Source organism: Corynebacterium suranareeae, from assembly GCF_002355155.1.
In the GTDB taxonomy this organism is placed as follows: Bacteria; Actinomycetota; Actinomycetes; order Mycobacteriales; family Mycobacteriaceae; genus Corynebacterium; species Corynebacterium suranareeae.
This window is the reverse complement of record NZ_AP017369.1, coordinates 2,590,013-2,609,174: the sequence shown is the minus strand read 5'-3', so window position 1 is coordinate 2,609,174 and position 19,162 is coordinate 2,590,013. Positions and strand designations below refer to the sequence as shown.

Here is a 19,162-nt window from a genome sequence, read left to right as displayed (position 1 = left end):
GCACACCAGCGAAAAATTTTTCTGTGCCCACCACCAGCACGACCAACCAGTTTTAGTTTTGAAGTTTTTTGGAGTCGTCCCCGTGTCAGACACAGGAATTAAAGAAGAAAAGAAAGAAGGCCGCTCAGCGGCCATCATTGTTTACGCATTCCCAAGCTTTATTTTGCTTGGCGCGATCATCGCATTTGTCTTCCCGGAACCATTTATTCCGCTGACAAACTACATCAATATTTTCCTCACGATCATCATGTTCACCATGGGCTTGACCCTCACGGTGCCTGATTTTCAGATGGTGCTCAAACGCCCATTGCCCGTCTTGATCGGTGTAGTAGCGCAGTTTGTCATCATGCCAGCACTGGCTATTTTGGTGGCAAAGATCTTCAACCTCAACCCAGCCTTGGCCGTTGGTCTACTCATGCTGGGATCTGTCCCTGGTGGAACATCCTCCAACGTCATCGCGTTTTTATCCCGAGGTGATGTTGCACTGTCAGTCACCATGACCTCAGTATCGACAATTGTTTCCCCAATCATGACCCCATTCCTCATGCTGATGTTGGCTGGCACGGAAACCGCAGTCGACGGAGCAGGCATGGCGTGGACACTGGTCCAAACAGTTCTCCTGCCAGTGATCATTGGCCTAGTTCTGCGTGTGTTCTTAAACAAATGGATCGATATGATCTTGCCGATCCTTCCTTACCTTTCCATCTTGGGCATCGGAGGTGTTGTTTTCGGCGCAGTGGCAGCAAACGCAGAACGTCTTGTGACTGTCGGACTGATCGTGTTCGTTGCTGTTATTGTCCACAACGTTCTTGGCTACGTACTGGGATATCTCACCGGACGCCTCTTCAAATTCCCCGAAGCAGCCAACCGCACCATGGCAATTGAAATTGGAACCCAGTCTGCAGGTCTTGCATCTGGCATGGCCGGTCGATTCTTTACACCAGAAGCAGCACTACCTGGTGCAGTAGCAGCAGTGGTTCATAACATCACCGGCGCGATCTACGTTGGATTGGTCCGCAACCGTCCGATGCCAGAGGAAACAAAAGTCTCTGCGAAGAACAAAGACACAGTCGAGGTCTCTCAGTAGTCGCCTGGGCTTAGAGTGCCTGCTAAGACCAAACCAGGAGACCCAGAAATCACGTTTTCGACGTTTGTGGGTCTCCTGGTTTGGTGTATCGAGCTGAATACCAAACACAGAGACCCAACATTTAAGTTTTTGAAGATTCTGGGTCTCCTGGTTTGGTCGCTCTCATATTTTGGTGCGACACCTGAAAAGTCATACCTCCCCAGAAGCGCTTTTAAGAGGTTTTCAGGGGCTGCTTCATATAAAAGGTCATGTGAAAAACCCGAGGGCTTAAACAAGCGATAAATGTCTAAAGTGCTGAGTCTTGGGGTTTTCTTGCAGTGCGCACAAAGTGGATGCACAGGCTAATCACTATAAAAGCAATGAGGGAAACTGCAAACAGGGGAGCCAACACACAATAGGCAAGTAGTGCAGCACCTAAAATTAGTGTTCCTTTTGTGGGGTGTTGAAGTACTACTCGACGAGGTGCAGCTGGCCAGCCGCTACGAGGGCGACGTTGCCACAGCAGGGAATATCCCAGACAAATCATGATGGTGATTGAGATTGCCAGTGCAGCGAGTACAACCTGATTGCCAAATCCGAGAAGTGTTCCCATGTGAAGTTGGATCAACCACGCACTAGCTTGAGCTGCAAGAGGCCAATCGGCGGAATTAAGACGGTTGGTTAATGCGCCGGTTTCACCATTGATGGCAATTGCATCGGTTGTAAAACGAAAAGACTGGCGGTTTTCCGCAGCTGTCCAGGCTTGGCCTGATTCACTTGGGGGAGTGATGGTCAAAGGAGTACGAAGATTCTCTAGGGCAGTAGAGGCAACGAGATCAATGGACTCAGATTCGGAAATGCTGGCTGCCATCGGCATGTGGTGGCCTGCGTGTTCATCATGAGCAATTGATGCTGAATTAGATGTTAGTGAAGTATCCAGGGCAGGTTGAGTCCAATTCAGTTCCGCGCGCAGCGTAGAAATATTAGCTCCGGCATAAGACGACCAGGTTAGACCGGTGAACGTGAGAAAGATAAAACCTAAACCAGCGATAGTGCCCAGGGCTGCATGACGGCGATACGTTTTTACTCGGCCACTACCACCAGTGCGCAGCATTGCTTGCACACGCCGGGGTTTTCTTTGCCGCAACCACAGCAAAGCAAAACCGCCCATGGCTAGAACACCTAACCAACTAGCGGCAAGCTCTGAATAGATTCGCCCTGGTTCACCAAGCCATAACATGCGGTGACCTTGAGAAATCCAGTGTCTAAACGGCAAGGCTGCAGAACTTCCATATTGGGTGGTGTCACCGGTGATCTCGCCACTATAAGGGTTGATGAATACAGCATGGACCGTTGATTCTGGAAGCTGGTCATCGGCAAACAGAACGCGGGTTGTAGATGTTTCATCGCCGATGCGAACGCCGGTTACAGGTAAATCGGGGTGGTGTTGTTGGGCGATGTCAACAAGCTCGCTGACTGGCAACCTTGTGTCCTCGACTTCTACAGTCAGAAGTTTTTGGTTAGAAAGATTTTCAATCGTGGGGGCAAAGGAATAAACAAGCCCAGTTAGTGCCGCGATCAGGATCAGCGGTGCACAAATTACGCCGGCGAAAAAATGAAGCCGATGCAGCAAGCGCAGTGCTTGAGAAGGCGCAACGCTTGTACGAGTAAAAGTCATGAACTAATAGTCGAGTGCAAGCGGTAAACAGTTCCCACAGCAGCAGAAAAGACAGAATTGGTGAATTCGGGTGACAACAGGTCTATGATGATCAGCAATGATGAATGCACATGATTTTGATGCTCAGGTGGAATACCTGAACCAGATTTTCGAAGTGTCGGAGGAACGCATCTTAACCGATGACATCCTCCTACACATTACTTCTTCCTAAACACTCAAGTTTTTACACAGTAGGGAGTGTGGCGCCAGCGTCCGGATAGGACGCCTGCGCTCCGGCGGTTTGCACCGAGAAGGCGCCGACGCGTGCTGCGTGCTGGGCGGCGTCGACAAGCGAATCTCCCTTGATTAAGCGGGCGCAGAACGCTCCCGCAAAAGCGTCACCAGCACCTGTGGTGTCAACTGCCTGCACTTTTGGTGTCGCAATATCGGTGATTCCGGTGGAATCAGCAACCAAAGCGCCCGCAGATCCTAACGTCATAACAACTGAGGCGAAGCCGGCATCAAGTAGTGCTTGCGCCAAGTCGTGTGGATCTGTGGAGTCGATGCTTGCATCAAGCTGGTCCAAAATAAGACCAGCCTCATGTTCATTGGCAATAATCGGGTCGGCTTCCAGCAGTGCTGATTTCTCCACCTCAATAACAGGGGCAAGGTTGACCACGACTCGGCCCATGGTGTGGTGAACGGCCTCTTTGAAACCATCGGCAGGAATTTCACCCTGCAACAATACGATGCCGGCATGTGCAAGAAGATCGGAATGACTACTTACATAATCACAATTGACCAGCGCATTCGCGCCGGGGATAACAACGATATTATTTTCCCCGTCTTTAGAAACAGTGATCACAGCAAGCCCAGTGGTTTCATCTGCTTCGGTAACAGCTGAGAGATCAACACCTGAAGAGCGGAGGAATTCTAAAGCAGGCTGCGCGTAAGGATCATTGCCCACAGCGCCGATAAAAGCGACATCAGCACCTTGGAGTGCGGCCGCAACAGCTTGATTTGCTCCCTTGCCACCAGCAGTTATGTTGCCACCGCTGCCTAAAATTGTTTCACCAGGGGCGGGGTGTCGATCGACTAGGACATTTAAATCAGCGTTGATTGAACCGACGACAACGATGCGATTATTCATTGGGACATCCTTGGAAGAGGAGACGAGATGCAAACGATTTCATGAGAGGTTAATCCATTCTACGTCCAACCTTGACGAAGGTGGCTATTATGGCGTCATGAGACTGTTCGCTTCTATTTCACCACCAATTGAAGTTACTGAACACCTGGTCAACGCTTTACGTCCCTACAAGGATGACTTGCGGTGGTCAGATCCTGACAACTGGCATATCACTCTGGCTTTTTATGGCGAATTGCCAGATGGGGCAGTCGAAGATCTCATTGAACACCTCTCCACAGCAGCGCGAATCAATGAAGAATTCACCATCAGAGTTAAAGGCGCAGGATCATTTAATCGAAAGAATCTGTGGATGGGAGTTGGCGGGGACACCAAAGAGCTAAGGCGGCTCATGGCTGATTGTCTCATCGACCCGGAAGAACGCCGACGCCAAAGAGCTCACCTCACAGTGGCAAAACCTTCTATGCGCCAACGAAGCAGAGAATGGGATCCAACTATTCCAGATCTTGTGCACGCGTTATCGGTGTACGAAGGCCCTGAATGGCCGGTTAAAGACATTGAGCTGGTTTCTTCAGAACCAGGGAAGGGTAGAAGCGGAGGCCCACTGTATACAACAGTGGGCACGATCGCTTTAGCATCTGCGTTGGTGTAGCTGTGATGGGATAGCTATGCCAATGTCGGAAGCGGGATGCCAAGCGCGTGATAGCTCAGCGTTTTTCCATGGCCATCAAGTACTGGTGAACCTGTGACACCGCCTCCTAAGATGCCTTCGATTTTGAAAACCATAGATTCCACCGAATCAATAATTTCTCGAGTAACTACGTGTTCAGAGACACCAAAATGTATTGCAACAGTACTGCAATTGAGGTAGTGGACTAAGTGGTGAAACGCCGTGGTGTTGTGTGGAAATACCCCAAGAATCAGGGTGTCGCCTTTATCTCCGGTTCGGGTGTTGGCTAGGTCATCAAGGCAGATCATGATGTCGGAACCTCCAAGATTTCAGTAGAAAGGGACACAAGATCGCGGGGAAGAAGCGCCGAGCGGATACTCAGTAGTTCTTTGGTGTATTGGCGCGCCCCACCGCCTGCAGCGGGACCGTTGGTATACAAGCTTTCAACTTCCCATCCGATTTTTGCTGCACGTTCTTGGCTTTCTACAATGCCTGCTACTCGGACTCTGATCTCTAGGGGATCAGCTGGAAAAGCTGAGAGTCCTCGAAAAGCTGAGCCTGCGCCAATGAGTTCTACATTGAGTACATCTTGTGGAATCTTATGGATCTGTACTAGTCGCTCAACAACAATCTCTGCTGCAAGTTGGGCACGTTCAAAAGCTCGCGGACCTGAATAAGAAATTTGTCCTTCCCCCATCCACCCGGATTGATAGCCTAATGTGACTTTTAGTGTTTCGGTGCGAGGATGCCCGGTTCCTCCGCGGATTGCTACCGACTCCGCAGCAACTTGAGTGAGTTGGATGTTACTGAAATCAGCCACCACATCGGGAGTGATATAAGCAGATGGATCAGACACCTCGTAGAGTAACTGCTCTGTACAGGTTTGAACGGTCAAAATACCACCGGCAGACTGTAGCTTTTTAAACACAGCAGTTCCATCTTCAGCGACTTCTGCGTAAGGAAAACCCAACCCTGCCATATTTGGTACGGGCTTTTTAATTGGGTCAGCGTAGTAGCCGCCAGTCAATTGGCCAGCGCATTCAAGAAGATGGCCAATGGCAGTGCCTGCCCCCAGCAGATGATAATCATCTACTGACCATCCAAATTCGTGGACCATTGGTGCCAAGTACAAAGATGGATCAGCTACTCGACCGGCAATAATAACGTCTGCCCCAGAAGCAAGAGCCGGAAGTAACGCCTCAATGCCCACATAGGCATGTGCTGAAACAGGATCTCCATCAGAGTCGGAAACTGAAGAATTGGTCTCCCAGATTAGAGGGTTAGTATGCACAACCTGGGGTAGAACAGAGTCACCTTCAATGACGGCAATCGTAATTGCACGAGGAAGTTTTAGATCTTGCGCTACTTTGAAAACCAAGGCAGCTGCTGCGCGTGGATTAGCGGCGCCAGCGTTGGTGATTATCCGCGTCCCATGCTCAAGTGCTCCAGGTAAACACGCACGCATGCGGGCTTCAAGCAAAGGGTCAAACCCGCTGTCCTTATCACTTCTACGGCGAAGTTCACCTGCAGCAACTGTTCTTTCTCCCAAGCACTCAAATATTAGGTAATCGAGGTCAGCATGCTCGACGAGTTGTTGAGCTGGATCAATACGGTCACCGGAGAACCCTGCTCCTGCGCCAAGTTTGATGGTTTTGTTCATAACTTTCCTTAAAACCTAAATTGAGATTGCACCAGTTAAAACTGCGATGATGGCCATTACTATGGAGGTTCCAAAAGCCCATCCAAAAATGAACCTTTGGTGATCACCCAGTGACACTTTTGCCATGCCGATGAGGATGAAGGTGGATGCAGTCAGCGGACTTAGAGGGAAACCGGTAGTCATCTGTCCCACGATTGCTGCACGACCAATTTCTGCAGGATCTCCTCCCATTGCCATGGTTGCTTCGGCGAAGACTGGTACGACACCAAAGTAAAAAGCATCAGGGGTAAATACCAAGCTCAACGGCATGGAAGCGACTGCTACCAAAATGGGTAGGAAACCACCGGCACTGTCAGGGATCCAGTCCACGATTTGTAGTGCCATTGCTTCGATCATCCCGGTGCCTCGAAGAATTCCGGTGAAGACACCTGCGGCGAAAATCATTGAGACGACTAGAACGACATTTCCACCATGTTTAGACAGCAGTTCTTGCTGAGATGTCCACGAAGGGCGGTTGATAATCAGTGCGATAACGAAGGCAATGATGAACGAAACATGGAGTGGGAAAAGCTGGAAGAGCAAGATGATTACCAGGCCAATTGTAAGAGCAAGGTTGATAATTGTCTTCCACATTGGTGTGCCTGCATGCTCGCGCTCGGCCTTAATTGCTTGTTCATCAAATGACACTGTGACGCCGTCAGATCCGATTCGTTTCCGTTCAATTCGGCCAATGATGAAGGCTGCGATGATTACCCAAATCATGCCTCCGATCATGGCGGGCAACATTGGGAGGAAAATATCTGAGCTTAAAAGATCCAAGGCTGCCATTGCTCGGGCGGTGGGGCCACCCCAAGGGATCAGGTTCATGACACCAGCACCAAGTGCAACGATTCCTGTGAGAGCTAAAGGCCTCATGCCGATTCGATTATAAATCGGTAGGAACGCGGAGATGGTGATTAGGAAGGTGGAGGCTCCATCGCCATCTAGAGCGACGGCCATCGTGACGATTGCGGTTCCGATCGCGATTTTGACCGGATCACCTTTTGCCCAGCCGACAACTTTGTTGATGAGGGGGTCAAATAGCCCAACATCGACCATGAGGCTGAAGTACAGGACTGCAAAAGTAATCATGATGGCGACGGGAGCAACTTGGATAAGTCCATCACCAATCATGTCCCCAAGTTCAGGTGTGAATCCGCCGATGATGGCAAAGACGATGGGGACGAGAACAAGGCTGATGAGAACGGAAACTCTCGTGAAAAGCGTTAGGGCAAGAAAAATGCCTACGGTGAGGAAACCGAGCGTGGCAATCATCAAACCTCCTTTTATGTGATTCAAATTATTTCTTGATTTGAGTATGTTTCACGCCACATAGTTGAGTCAAACATTAATAAGGCATAGATTTATGAGTTATGCGGATAGATAGAATTACTTTGGATCAATTACGCATCATTACTGCGATTGCTGAACATGGTGGATTTTCTCGCGCGGCGGAGTTTTTAAACCAATCACAATCGAATTTAAGCCGGACAGCCTCCTTGGTGGAGCGGCACGTGGGAGTGAAGCTTTTTGATCGCACTACCAGGCACTTTTCACTCACCGATGAAGGTGTGCAGTTTGTCCAAATGGCTCGAAATATCCTTGAGTTTCATAAAAGGGAAACCAACTACTTTCAAGACTATGTACGTGGAGTTAACGGAGTGTTGAGAATTGCAACACTGCCTTCTCTGGCGGCGACTTTCTTACCGTCTTTGATTGTGAAATTTAGAGCCCAGTTTCCTGATGTTCGCGTAGAAGTTACAGATTTCACTGCGGAGGAAGTGTTATCTCGGGCGGTGGAAGGCACGATTGATTTATCAATTACTGCCATCGACGCAGACTACGTAAGAGATCAATCGAATCGTTTTGATCTGGAACCGCTAGCCACTGAAGAATTCTTTTGCATCGTTCCGTCAGAGCACAATTTTGCACAACAAGAAGAAGTTTCTTGGGCGCAGCTGCGAGAAGAACCGTTTGTCTCTTTTGGTGAATCAAGTTCTGTCAGAAGGATCGTGGATCGGGCGCTTTACGGTAACGATATTCAACCATCGCAAATAGTCACCGCGAGGTCAGTGAGCTCTGTGGCTGGTATGTGTGCAGCAGGAATTGGGCTCTCAGCCGCACCGGGCTTTGTGCTGCCACTTATGAACGTGCAGGGATTGGTATTTAAACCATTCACTGGTGTGCCAATCACAAGGACAATCGGCCTGGTGACTCCAAAAGAGAAAACGTTGAGCAAACCAGCAATCGCATTCAAAGAATTGCTCAGCAGGATTGATCCACAAGATCTAAGGCTGCCACCACGAACACTCTGGCACGGCTTAGATGTATGTGAGCATTTGTGAGAATGGCAGGCTCAGTTCTGGAATCCAGGTTGAGTAGAGTAATCGTGTTTCCTACGTTCGAGCACCGTTGTGATCTGCTCGGCCGCGCCATCTCCCAAGACAAGACGTAAAGGTCCGCTGTCTGCCGCAACGTGTGTGAGGATGCTGCGCGCGATGTCGTCTGGTGCAGTGCCTCCGCCAGTTGCTCCCGGTTCACTAGGCCATGGAACAGCTGCGGTACCAAGGACCTGTTCGCGCAATTCGTCATAGTCGCTATTTGGATTGCTGAACTTCATTCCTGATGTTGCCCACTGGGTGTCCATCGCGCTGATCTCGGCGAGAGTAACTCGGATACCCATGGGCTGCACCTCGGCAGCTAGTGCTTCGCTAAATCCCTCGAGTCCCCACTTGGCAGCGTTGTAAAGACTAAGAAATGGCATGGCCCCTACGCCACCTGTCGAGGAGATCTGGACAATGTGTCCGTGTCCTTGACCTCGCATGATAGGTAGTGCTGCTTGGGTCATCCACAACGGCCCCAGTAGGTCAACGTCCAGAATGTCGCGGGCCTCAGTTTCACTTATTTCCTCCACAGCGCCCACGAGTCCGTAACCAGCATTGTTAACCAGAACATCCAGACGTCCGGTTACCCGGTAGGCCTCTTCCACGGCGCGCCGGCATTCTTCCCTGTCTGCGGGATTAAGTCGGATCACGGTAAGGCGAGGATCCTCAATGGGCAAAGTGCCTTTCCGTGTGGTGGCCACAACGTGGTGACCAGCAGCCAGAGCCTCCTTGGTTAGAGCAAGCCCCAGCCCGCTGCTGGTACCGGTGATGAGCCAGGCCTGCGCTGTTGTCATCCCACCATTCAACACGAAATGAGATGTTGCGTCTGGTCAGTACACTAAAAGCCTAAACACCTATGCGCGGTACGGCGTCGAGCAGGACTTTTGTGTACTGAGTCTGCGGAGAATCATAAACCACATCCACGCGACCTTGTTCGATGATCTCTCCTTGGTCCATCACTAAGACAGATGTGCACACGTGTCTAACCACAGCCAGATCGTGGGAGACGAAGACTAAGGTTATGCCATATTCTTCGACTAGGTGGTGGAGGAGATTTAATACTTGCTTACGTACGGAAACGTCAAGGGCGGATACGGGTTCGTCGGCAAGCAAAATATCGGGCTTGGGTGCTAGTGCCCGGGCGATGGAAATGCGTTGACGCTGCCCTCCGGAAAATTCGTGGGGGTAGCGTTCTAACACATCGGTGCTTAGTCCGACGTGGGTAATTACTTCTTCTACCCGTGCTGACTTGTCTGCTGGTGTCCAACCAAGCAGGGGTTCAGCAATGATGTCTCTGATTTTCATCCGTGGGTTCAGACTTGATTGAGGATCTTGAAAGACCATCTGTACGCCACCGGTTACTTTGACTGTGCCGGTAGTTGGTTTATCCAGTCCTGCAAGCAATTTAAGCAGCGTGGTTTTGCCAGATCCTGATCCACCGACAATGCCAAGACGCTCGCCTTTACATACTTTTAAAGACACTGAATTTAAGGCAGTGTTCTTTTTAAAGCGCCGGGAGACTTCGTTCACCGTGATCACGGCAGGTCCGTAGTTTTCTACAATTTTTGGTTTGTCCAGGATGGATGCCTGCAGAAGTTGTTGCGTATACGGGTGCTTTGGATCGTGCAGCACGGAGTGGGTGGATCCACGTTCGACGATTTCACCGGATTTCATCACCAGTAGTTTTTCGCAGGTTTGGGATACAAGACCTAGATCGTGAGTGATAAACAAGAGTGCGGTGCCGCGTTCTTTGGTTAGACGTAGCAGCAGGTCAACGATTTGTTTTTGCACTGTGACATCAAGTGCGGTGGTGGGTTCATCGCAGATAAGAAGATCGGGGTCGTTGGCTAGAGCCATGGCGATTAAAGCCCGTTGGCGTTGCCCACCGGAAAGCTCGTGCGGGAAGGAGCGAGATACTCGTTCGGGGAGGGAGACGTCGAGAAGCAATTTTTTTAAGCGTGTGCGCGCGTCTTTTTTGCTTGCCCCGTGCACCGTCATCATCTCTTCGATTTGTCGGCCCACGCGCATGAGGGGATTTAGTGCGCTCATGGGTTCCTGGAAAATCATGGCGATGCGCTGGCCGCGGAAGCTCGCCGAAGGTGCGCCGTTGAAGGTGATCTGGCCAGTTGTGGGCAGATCGCTCAGACCCATTATTGACAGCGCAGTGAGTGATTTTCCGCTGCCGGATTCGCCGATGAGGCCGACTCGTTCGCCGGGATTGATGTCGAAAGATACGTTGTGAACAAAGTTGTTGCCCACGTTGAGATCGGAAACTTTAAGCACGGCCAACCTCCCGCTTTGGATCAATGGCATCGCGGAGGCCATCGCCGAAAAGATTAAAACCTAAAACCGTAAGTGCGATCGCCAAACCTGGCCACACTGCAAGCATCGGGGTGACACCAATTGAGGCTTGTGCGGTTTGAAGCATCCGGCCCCAACTTGGATCTGGGGGAGTAGTACCCAAACCTAAAAAGCTCAAGGCGGCTTCGGCCAAAATCGCAAGAGCAAACGCAATTGACGCCTGCACGATAAGAATGCTGGTGATGTTGGGAAGAATATGCCGAACTGCAATCATCGGGGCGCTAACTTTGGACAGCTTCGCTGCAGCGATGAAATCTTGGCTTGTTACCTGCAATGTGCCAGCGCGAGCAACGCGGGCGAAACTAGGAATACCTGCAATACCAATGGCAATCATCGCCGACCAAGTAGAAGCACCAAAAACCGCACCGGAAATAATAGCCAACAGCAATGCGGGGAATGCCAACATTAAATCAGCGCCACGCATGACAAAGGTTTCCACCATGCCTCGGCGCATAGCTGCAGCAATACCCAAAGGCGTGCCAATTAATGCCGCGATAGCCACCGCTATGATGCCCACCAACAATGTAATGCGTGATCCCACCATGATTTGGGACAACACATCACGACCATAACGATCCGTACCCATCAAATGCCGCAGCGAACTACCTTGAAGGCGCTCGGCGGGAAAGACCTGCACAGGATCAAACGGCGTCCATATAAAAGACAGCGCGGCAAGAAAGAAAACTACGGCGACAATAATTCCACCGACTTTTCCCGACAGCGGCAACTCTGTAAGCGTTTTGAGTTTCATTAGATCACGCTCCCCGAGACTGTACGGTCAGCAAACCCCATATCCGAAGAATGCGCCCCGATTCGTGGATCCACCACTTGGTACAACAAATCCACGATCAGATTCACCAGTAAGGTAAACGCCACCAGCACCATCACTATGGATTGCACAGCGACGAGATCGCGGTTTGATACTGATTCCAGCAGCATCGACCCAATTCCGGGGATAACAAAAACTTGCTCGATGACAACTGCACCGATCACCAAAGTAGTTAGCTGCAACCCAGTGACAGTTAGTACGGGAAGGGCCGCGTTTCTCAAACCATGGACTAAAAGTGCGCGGTTAAAGCTCATGCCTTTTGACCTGGCGGTACGCATGAAATCTTCGCCCAACACATCAATGACCGCAGAACGCACATAGCGGGTCAAAATTGCGGCCTGGACAGCAGACAGCGCCAACACAGGAAGAATCAGCCTGGCTAAAAACCCACCAAAATCTTCTGATGGCGGAATCCAACCATTTGCGGGCAACCAGCCCCAACCAACGGCAAAGACTGCAACCAGCAAAATACCTGCGAGGAAACTAGGGATCGCGATACCGAGTTGGCTAATACCGGAGATGATCAGGCCACCGCGCCGGGCTGAAAGGATCCCCAATGGAACGGCGATCAACAGCGACAACACGATTGAGCAGATGACCAAAATAAGACTGACCTGCATGCGATCAAGAATGAGTGGGGAGAGGTCTTGCCCAGAACTTAAAGAGGTGCCAAAGTTTCCACTCAGCATTCCGCTCACCCAAGAAAAGTACTGATTGATAAGCGGTTGATCAGTGCCCAACTGTGATTGCAGCGCAGCGATCGCCTCAGGTGTTGCAGTAATACCTAAGGACACCGCAGCGGGATCACCAGGGATAACCCGGATCAGTACAAAAATGATCACGCTGGCGATGAAAAACGTCAGGCCATAGCGAACCAAGGTCCACGCAATGGTTTTGATCATGGCTGGGTCTCCCTTCCAATCACCGACAACTCCAGCGCACCAGAGACCACGTTGGGATCAACTCCAGTGATGTCAGGAGATGTCACCACAATATTTGCCACATTCATCAAATTGTCTGCAACTGCCTTGTCCATGATCCGATCAACTGCTTGTTGCATCAATTCCACTTCATTTGGTGAGCTATCGGCAGCAGCGAGAAGTTCTTGGGTTTCAGCGTCTTCAAAACCTAAGTAGTAGTTCGGGCTGAAAAGTGTTGGGATGTCTCGGGGTTCGACATGCGCAATTAATGACATGTCGTAGTCTTTTTGTCCCATCACCTGCGCCAACCACACAGCGGGGAATTCGGTTGATTCAATAACAGGATCAAACCCAACATCTCTAAGCTGCGAATACAAAATTTCTGAGGCTGCTTGCGCATAGGGCAGGGAAGGAATGGACATGGTTACCCGAACACCTTCTGCACCTGCTTCTTTCAACAGCTCCCGCGCACGATCAGGATCAAACGGATACATCGTCGATTTTTCATACCACGGGTCTGTGGGCGGAACCGGTGCGCCACCAGTGTCTGTGCCATAGCCCTCCAAAGCCGTATCAATGATGGCCTGGCGATCAATGGCAAACATGACAGCTTGGCGCACGCGCACATCATCAAAAGGGGCACGTTGATTATTCATCGACAGCAACATCTCACCATTGGTCGTGCCTACTTCCACGGTGAAATCCTGCAGCGTAGATAGCTGTTCTGGGGCTTGCATAGCCCAAATAACATCCACGTCTCCGCTTTGCAGCGCATTGGTTGAGGCCGTCGCATCGCTGAAGTAGCGGATGGTTGCGGCGTCGTTAAGCGGCTTTTGCCCCCAATAATTGGCACGCGCGCCGAACCCGATCGCCCGCCCCGGCGCCCAGTGTGTCACCGTATACGGGCCGGTGCCAACGGGATCAGTTGCAAGCTTATCGACGCCCCCTTCGGTCATCATCGCACCAATCGCAGTCCCCATGTTCCACAGCCACTGATTAGAAGGCCTGGACAAAGTGACTCTTAAAGTATGCTCATCTAACACTTCCGTGGAATCCACCACATCCATGCCACTTTTAAGCCCATTGGTCCATTTAGTTTTAACCCGGTCAATGGAAAACTTAGCCGAAGCCGCATTGAAAGGATCCCCATTTGAAAAATGCACACCTTCCCGCAACTGAAAAATATACTGCGTGCGGTCTTCTGAAATCTCCCAAGAAGTAGCTAGCAGTGGTTGGATATCACCATTGGCATCGATTTTTACCAAGCCTTCATAAATATTCGACATCATGGCCTGGGGGATAGCAGCACCAGACGCGTTGGTGAAATCTAGCGATGCTGCGGCCGCCGTGGTCGCGATAACAATGGATGATTGATCAACAGCAGGTGGGCTTTGATACGCAGTCGATCCAGCAGAGCATGACGAAACCACAATACTGCTTGCCAACAGTAGCGATAGCACAAGTCCGCGCGTGATCTTCATGGGTTCTGAGAGTAGTCGGTGTGACCCGGGAAACTAAATGGAAACGGGGCATGTGAGGGGCAGCGCCTACAACATGGCACAATAACGATCATGCAACAGGTGCTCATGGGTTTCACGGTGGTGTTCATCGTGATTGGAATTGGCTGGATTCTTGGCAGAAGAGACACCCTGGGTGCTAATGCGCAAAAACCGTTGAGCCTCTTTGTCTACTATGTGGCCACCCCAGCATTGCTGTTTGACCGAGTGACCAAATCAGATACCTCAACGATTTTCTCCCTCAACTTCGTGGTAATCGCACTGTCCGCATTAATAGTGGGTTTCTTATTCTTCCTACTCATGCGGTTTGTGATTAAACGGACCACAGCTGTGTCAGTGATCGGCATGTTGGCGGCCTCCTATGCCAACGCAGGAAACCTGGGTATCCCGCTGGCTGCCTACATTCTGGATGATTTCACCGTGGTGATCCCCGTGATTTTGTTCCAAGTAGCGTTCTATGCGCCGATCACCATGACCATCATGGAGATGCTGACAAAGAAAAAATCCACCAACTTAGTCCGTAACCTTGTTGTCACCCCATTAACAAACACCATGGTGCTGGCAGCAATCGCAGGTATCGCAGTATCACTGACTTCTATGACTATGCCAGTTGTGATCGCACAGCCAGTTGAAATGGTGGCTAATGCATCCGTTCCGTTGGCCTTGGTTGTTTTTGGTCTGTCCCTGTCAAAGAGCAAGGTTTTAGAAAAAGGGCAAGTGTCGCGCCGGGATGTGTTTTTAGCTGCACTGTTTAAAAATGTCTTGCACCCAATTGTTGCAGGACTTCTGGCGTGGGCTTTTGGCATGGAAGGCACTGCATTGCTGTCTGCGGTAATTCTTGGTGCTCTCCCAACAGCACAAAATGTCTACACCTATGCGTTGCGTTTTAGAACTGCAGAATCCATGGCGAGGGATACAGGGGTAGTGACCACACTAATTTCCTTCCCCGTGTTGGTGGCGGTCTCCATTATTTTTGGTTCTTCGGGTTAGCATTGGTGATCATGAACGCAGTAAAAGTGCGCACCGGAGTGCCGGCGCTGGTGAGATCTAAAGCGATGGTTACGTGCATCCTTTTTGTTCTCATGTGCACGCCATTTTTACTGTTTTTCCTAAATGAGTTGCAAGACGCCGAAGGTACTATGCACACCTTGTATTCATTGGCAGTAATGCTGCCTGGCTGCGGCATAGCGGCCGCGATCGCGTCGATGTGCGTGGTGTGGGGGCGGCGTCGAAAAGCTGTTTTAATCGTCGATGAACACGTGCGGATCCCCAGAAGCGGAGTGAGCTTCGCGTTTGAGGATCTGAATACTGTCCAATTGTGGTCCGATCAGAAATCGGGTTCGTTTGCGGCGCTGTTGCCAAACCACATTGAGGAACGCGCAAATGTGACAGGTGTGCATTCGGTGCAGCCGTATATTGTGAATTTTCCGCGTGGTGCAGCACCTCAGCCGTTTGAGTTGGCGGAGATTTTACTAACCAAAAATCCTGAGTTAAACCTGGATCGTTTGGGACGGCTTTAAATGTGTGGTGGCAACTTTTCCAACTTTTTGCGGAATGAACAACCTCCCAAATATTCTATGGGGTAAGACTTTAGTTAAGTTTCCTCTAAGAATTTTCCATTAAAGGGGAAAAACTAGGAAATTCTCGGTACTCTTTCAGATTCGTAAATATCCACTGATCGGAAGAATGAGATGAGCTCAAATATAGCTATCACAACCGAGCCTGAAGGGAAAAATAAGAGGGGTCTTAAATCAGATCCGTTCATTTTCTCTATTTCTGTTGGTTTCATCGTGGTGTTCGTCATCGCCACAATTGTGCTTGGTGAGAAAGCTCGAACGAGCTTTTCTGCCGTTGCCGGTTGGTTGTTGGAAAACCTTGGATGGATGTATATCGGTGGTGTATCCCTCGTTCTCATCTTCCTCATCGGTATTTTTGCGTCCCGGTATGGTCGAGTAAAACTTGGCGATGACGACGAAGACCCAGAACACAGCATCATCGTCTGGTTCTGCATGCTTTTTGCTGGTGGTGTTGGTGCAGTCTTGATGTTCTGGGGTGTCGCCGAACCAATCAACCATGCGTTTAACGTGCCAATGGCTAATGAAGAATCCATGAGTGAAGCCGCAATTGTGCAGGCGTTTGCGTATACCTTCTACCACTTTGGCATTCACATGTGGGTGATCATGGCGCTCCCAGGACTGGCGTTGGGATACTTCATCTACAAACGCAAGCTGCCTCCACGTCTGTCCTCTGTGTTTTCCCCAATCTTGGGCAAGCACATTTACTCCACACCAGGCAAGCTGATTGACGTGCTTGCCATCGTGGGCACCACCTTTGGTATTGCTGTGTCCGTGGGCCTTGGTGTGCTGCAGATCAACGCAGGTATGAACAAATTGTGGAGCACCCCGCAGGTGTCGTGGGTTCAGCTTCTGATTATTTTGATCATCACCGCCGTGGCGTGTATTTCCGTTGCTTCCGGTTTGGATAAGGGCATTAAGTTGCTGTCTAACATCAACATTGCGATGGCTGTTGCGTTGATGTTTTTCATCTTGTTCACTGGCCCAACTCTCACGCTGCTGCGCTTCCTTGTTGAATCTTTCGGAATTTATGCCTCGTGGATGCCCAACTTGATGTTTTGGACTGACTCTTTCCAGGACAACCCAGGTTGGCAAGGCAAATGGACGGTGTTCTATTGGGCATGGACTATCTGTTGGTCGCCATATGTAGGCATGTTCGTGGCGCGTATTTCTCGTGGACGCACTGTGCGTGAATTCATTGGTGGCGTTCTCGCCCTGCCAGCAATCTTTGGCGTCATTTGGTTCTCCATCTTTGGCCGCGCTGGCATCGAAGTGGAGTTGAACAACCCAGGCTACTTAACCCAACCAACTGTTGTTGAAGGTGACGTTCCTGCAGCGCTGTTCAACGTGCTGCAAGAGTACCCACTTACTGGAATTGTCTCCGCATTTGCGCTGGCAGTCATCGTGATTTTCTTTATCACTTCCATCGACTCCGCAGCGCTGGTCAATGATATGTTTGCCACCGGTGAAGAAAACCAAACACCTACCAGTTATCGAGTGATGTGGGCCTGCACCATCGGCGCTGTCGCAGGTTCCCTGCTGATCATTTCTCCAGCATCTGGCATTGCTACGCTGCAAGAAGTGGTCATCATCGTGGCGTTCCCGTTCTTCCTCGTGCAATTTGTCATGATGTTCTCCCTGCTCAAAGGCATGAGTGAGGACGCCGCAGCAGTTCGTCGCGTGCAGACCCGCCAGTGGGAAAAGACTGACACACCAGAAAAACTTGAAGAACATTCCTCTCAGCCAGCCCCCGGCTATGACGAAGAGGGCAATCCCTTGCCGATGCCTGCCCTTGAACACGACGAGGACGGCAACATTGTCATCCCAGGAAACGTGGTCATCGAAGGCGACCTCGGTGTGGTTGGTGATGTAGTCGACGATCCGGAGGAAGCCCAAGAGATGGAATCCCGTTTCAAGATCGTCGAGCAAACCCGCCCCCAGTCCCGGGAAGAGTACAACATTTAAAAGATTGCTTTTCGACGCCCACCTCCACACCATTTAGCCAGGTTTTTAGGTGGGCGCCCATTTAGCGCCGTCCTCCCTAGAAGCGCTTTTAAGCCACTCGATTTCCAGAATGAGTCGATGTATCACTTCGGGTTCCAAAGGCGCTTAAAAGCGATTCTGTGGGGTCACTTTTTTTGAAGGCTCCAAGCCAATTTTTCGGCAAACCAAACATACGTGACAAGGATTCGGGATTTTCGGAATCCTTGGCACGTATGTTTGGTTTACGGTCCCTTACACCCTTATACCGGACAGGCGTGCCAAGGAATCGACGAAACCGAAAATCTTGTCACGCCAGTTTGGCTTTTTAAAATCGACCGCCCGAACAAGGCTGGGCGAGCTGAAAAACCGAAACTATTTAATCCACGTATCTGCAAGAATCTCCATATTGCGGGTGGTGGCGTCAGTGTTGGGGGATTGCAGGGAGATCATCAGTTCATCAGCCTGTGCCGTCTTGACGAAACCTTCTAGGTATTCCTTGACTTCGGATCCAGTGCCCACGGCGGTGTAGCGAAGCATGTCGACAATTTGGCGAGCAGCAGGTGAATCCATGAGTTCATCAAGTTGCTCATCAGTAACTTGTCGACCACGCAATGCCATGTTCTTCACACGTGCACGCGCAACTTTGTAGAAATCATCGTGGGCTTGCTCGGTGGAATCAGCAGCGGTGACATTGACAGCCGCAATGACATAAGGCTCAGGGTGTTGCTCTGAAGGTTGGTAGCTATCCCGGTAGGTTTGCACTGCATGCTCGAGGTGAGTTGGTGCGAAGTGAGATGCGAAAGAATAAGGCATACCCAACTGCGCTGCCAATTGTGCACCAAAAAGGGATGAACCCAAGATGTATAGCGGTACGTTGGTTCCCTTGCCTGGAATAGCGTTAACCCCTGGGAGACGGGAACGGCCGGTGAGGTAAGAGTTCAGCTCGACAACGTCGGACGGGAAGTTTTCGGCAGATTGAGGGTCGCGTCGTAAAGCACGCAGGGTGTTCATGTCCGTGCCGGGGGCACGGCCCAATCCTAGGTCGATGCGGTCTGGATAAAGCTCAGCTAGGGTGCCGAATTGCTCTGCAATGACATAAGGGGAGTGGTTAGGCAACATCACGCCACCAGCACCGAGACGGATGGTGTTGGTGTGGGCACCGATGTGGGAAATAAGAACAGCGGGGGCAGCAGAGGAAATGCTTTCCATATTGTGGTGTTCTGCATACCAAATACGCTTAAAGCCTAACGCTTCAGCTTTTTGCGCCAACGCCACCGACCGTTTGAAGCTGTCACCAGGCCTTTCGCCGTCAAAAATGGTGGCAAAATCAATCAGTGAAAGTGGGACAGACATGC

Annotated in this window: 17 protein-coding genes; 6 read left to right on the top strand and 11 right to left on the bottom strand. The window is 50.6% G+C overall.

Annotated features, from left to right (window positions below):
* The first annotated feature begins 82 nt into the window (after positions 1–82).
* Complete coding sequence (locus N24_RS12070; RefSeq protein WP_231911001.1) at positions 83–1,087, top strand: bile acid:sodium symporter family protein; 1,005 nt, start codon at positions 83–85, stop codon at positions 1,085–1,087.
* Positions 1,088–1,373: 286 nt separating this feature from the next.
* Here the strand turns inward: N24_RS12070 and N24_RS12065 are convergent, their stop codons facing one another.
* Positions 1,374–2,744, bottom strand: a complete 1,371-nt coding sequence (locus tag N24_RS12065) for a PepSY-associated TM helix domain-containing protein (protein ID WP_096457453.1) — start codon at positions 2,742–2,744, stop codon at positions 1,374–1,376.
* 223 nt (positions 2,745–2,967) lie between these two features.
* Positions 2,968–3,873, bottom strand: coding sequence for a ribokinase RbsK2 (gene rbsK2 / locus N24_RS12060; RefSeq protein WP_096457450.1), 906 nt, complete (start codon positions 3,871–3,873; stop codon positions 2,968–2,970).
* 97 nt (positions 3,874–3,970) lie between these two features.
* Between rbsK2 and thpR the strand changes: the two genes are divergently transcribed.
* Positions 3,971–4,522: an RNA 2',3'-cyclic phosphodiesterase gene (gene thpR, locus N24_RS12055; protein ID WP_096457447.1), complete on the top strand. Its 552-nt coding sequence runs from the start codon at positions 3,971–3,973 to the stop codon at positions 4,520–4,522.
* Positions 4,523–4,536: 14 nt separating this feature from the next.
* Here thpR and N24_RS12050 read toward each other — a convergent pair whose 3' ends face one another.
* Genes N24_RS12050 through N24_RS12040 form a run of 3 tightly spaced genes read right to left on the bottom strand, consistent with a single transcriptional unit; the run spans position 4,537 to position 7,514 of the window.
* On the bottom strand, positions 4,537–4,848 hold the full coding sequence (locus N24_RS12050; RefSeq protein ID WP_096457444.1) for an AtuA-related protein: 312 nt from the start codon (positions 4,846–4,848) through the stop codon (positions 4,537–4,539).
* Positions 4,845–6,200, bottom strand: coding sequence for an acyclic terpene utilization AtuA family protein (locus N24_RS12045; RefSeq protein ID WP_096457441.1), 1,356 nt, complete (start codon positions 6,198–6,200; stop codon positions 4,845–4,847). Before N24_RS12045 ends, N24_RS12050 begins: the two co-directional genes overlap by 4 nt.
* 15 nt (positions 6,201–6,215) lie before the next feature.
* On the bottom strand, positions 6,216–7,514 hold the full coding sequence (locus N24_RS12040; protein ID WP_096457438.1) for a CitMHS family transporter: 1,299 nt from the start codon (positions 7,512–7,514) through the stop codon (positions 6,216–6,218).
* A gap of 98 nt (positions 7,515–7,612) precedes the next feature.
* Here N24_RS12040 and N24_RS12035 point away from each other — a divergent pair, with 98 nt between their 5' ends.
* On the top strand, positions 7,613–8,584 hold the full coding sequence (locus N24_RS12035; RefSeq protein WP_096457435.1) for a LysR family transcriptional regulator: 972 nt from the start codon (positions 7,613–7,615) through the stop codon (positions 8,582–8,584).
* Positions 8,585–8,595: 11 nt separating this feature from the next.
* Here N24_RS12035 and N24_RS12030 read toward each other — a convergent pair whose 3' ends face one another.
* The 5 genes from N24_RS12030 to N24_RS12010 are packed head-to-tail and all read right to left on the bottom strand — an operon-like array spanning position 8,596 to position 14,214.
* On the bottom strand, positions 8,596–9,417 hold the full coding sequence (locus N24_RS12030) for an SDR family NAD(P)-dependent oxidoreductase (RefSeq protein ID WP_096457432.1): 822 nt from the start codon (positions 9,415–9,417) through the stop codon (positions 8,596–8,598).
* A gap of 52 nt (positions 9,418–9,469) precedes the next feature.
* Positions 9,470–10,906 carry a dipeptide ABC transporter ATP-binding protein gene (locus N24_RS12025; protein WP_096457429.1) on the bottom strand — a complete coding sequence of 479 codons (1,437 nt, stop codon included), beginning with the start codon at positions 10,904–10,906 and terminating at the stop codon, positions 9,470–9,472.
* On the bottom strand, positions 10,899–11,735 hold the full coding sequence (locus N24_RS12020) for an ABC transporter permease (RefSeq protein ID WP_096457426.1): 837 nt from the start codon (positions 11,733–11,735) through the stop codon (positions 10,899–10,901). Before N24_RS12020 ends, N24_RS12025 begins: the two co-directional genes overlap by 8 nt.
* Positions 11,735–12,715: an ABC transporter permease gene (locus N24_RS12015; RefSeq protein ID WP_096457423.1), complete on the bottom strand. Its 981-nt coding sequence runs from the start codon at positions 12,713–12,715 to the stop codon at positions 11,735–11,737. The genes N24_RS12020 and N24_RS12015 overlap by 1 nt, the downstream gene beginning before the upstream one ends.
* Positions 12,712–14,214 (bottom strand): ABC transporter substrate-binding protein, encoded by a 1,503-nt coding sequence (locus N24_RS12010; RefSeq protein WP_096457420.1) that lies wholly within the window; start codon positions 14,212–14,214, stop codon positions 12,712–12,714. The genes N24_RS12015 and N24_RS12010 overlap by 4 nt, the downstream gene beginning before the upstream one ends.
* Positions 14,215–14,304: 90 nt before the next feature.
* Between N24_RS12010 and N24_RS12005 the strand changes: the two genes are divergently transcribed.
* The 3 genes from N24_RS12005 (at position 14,305) to N24_RS11995 (ending at position 17,789) form a co-directional block, all read left to right on the top strand.
* Positions 14,305–15,240: an AEC family transporter gene (locus tag N24_RS12005; protein WP_096457417.1), complete on the top strand. Its 936-nt coding sequence runs from the start codon at positions 14,305–14,307 to the stop codon at positions 15,238–15,240.
* A gap of 11 nt (positions 15,241–15,251) precedes the next feature.
* Complete coding sequence (locus N24_RS12000) at positions 15,252–15,770, top strand: hypothetical protein (RefSeq protein ID WP_096457414.1); 519 nt, start codon at positions 15,252–15,254, stop codon at positions 15,768–15,770.
* Between the two features lie 171 nt (positions 15,771–15,941).
* Complete coding sequence (locus N24_RS11995) at positions 15,942–17,789, top strand: BCCT family transporter (protein ID WP_096457411.1); 1,848 nt, start codon at positions 15,942–15,944, stop codon at positions 17,787–17,789.
* 390 nt (positions 17,790–18,179) lie between these two features.
* Here the strand turns inward: N24_RS11995 and N24_RS11990 are convergent, their stop codons facing one another.
* Positions 18,180–19,160, bottom strand: coding sequence for an LLM class flavin-dependent oxidoreductase (locus tag N24_RS11990; protein ID WP_096457408.1), 981 nt, complete (start codon positions 19,158–19,160; stop codon positions 18,180–18,182).
* Positions 19,161–19,162 lie beyond the last annotated feature (2 nt).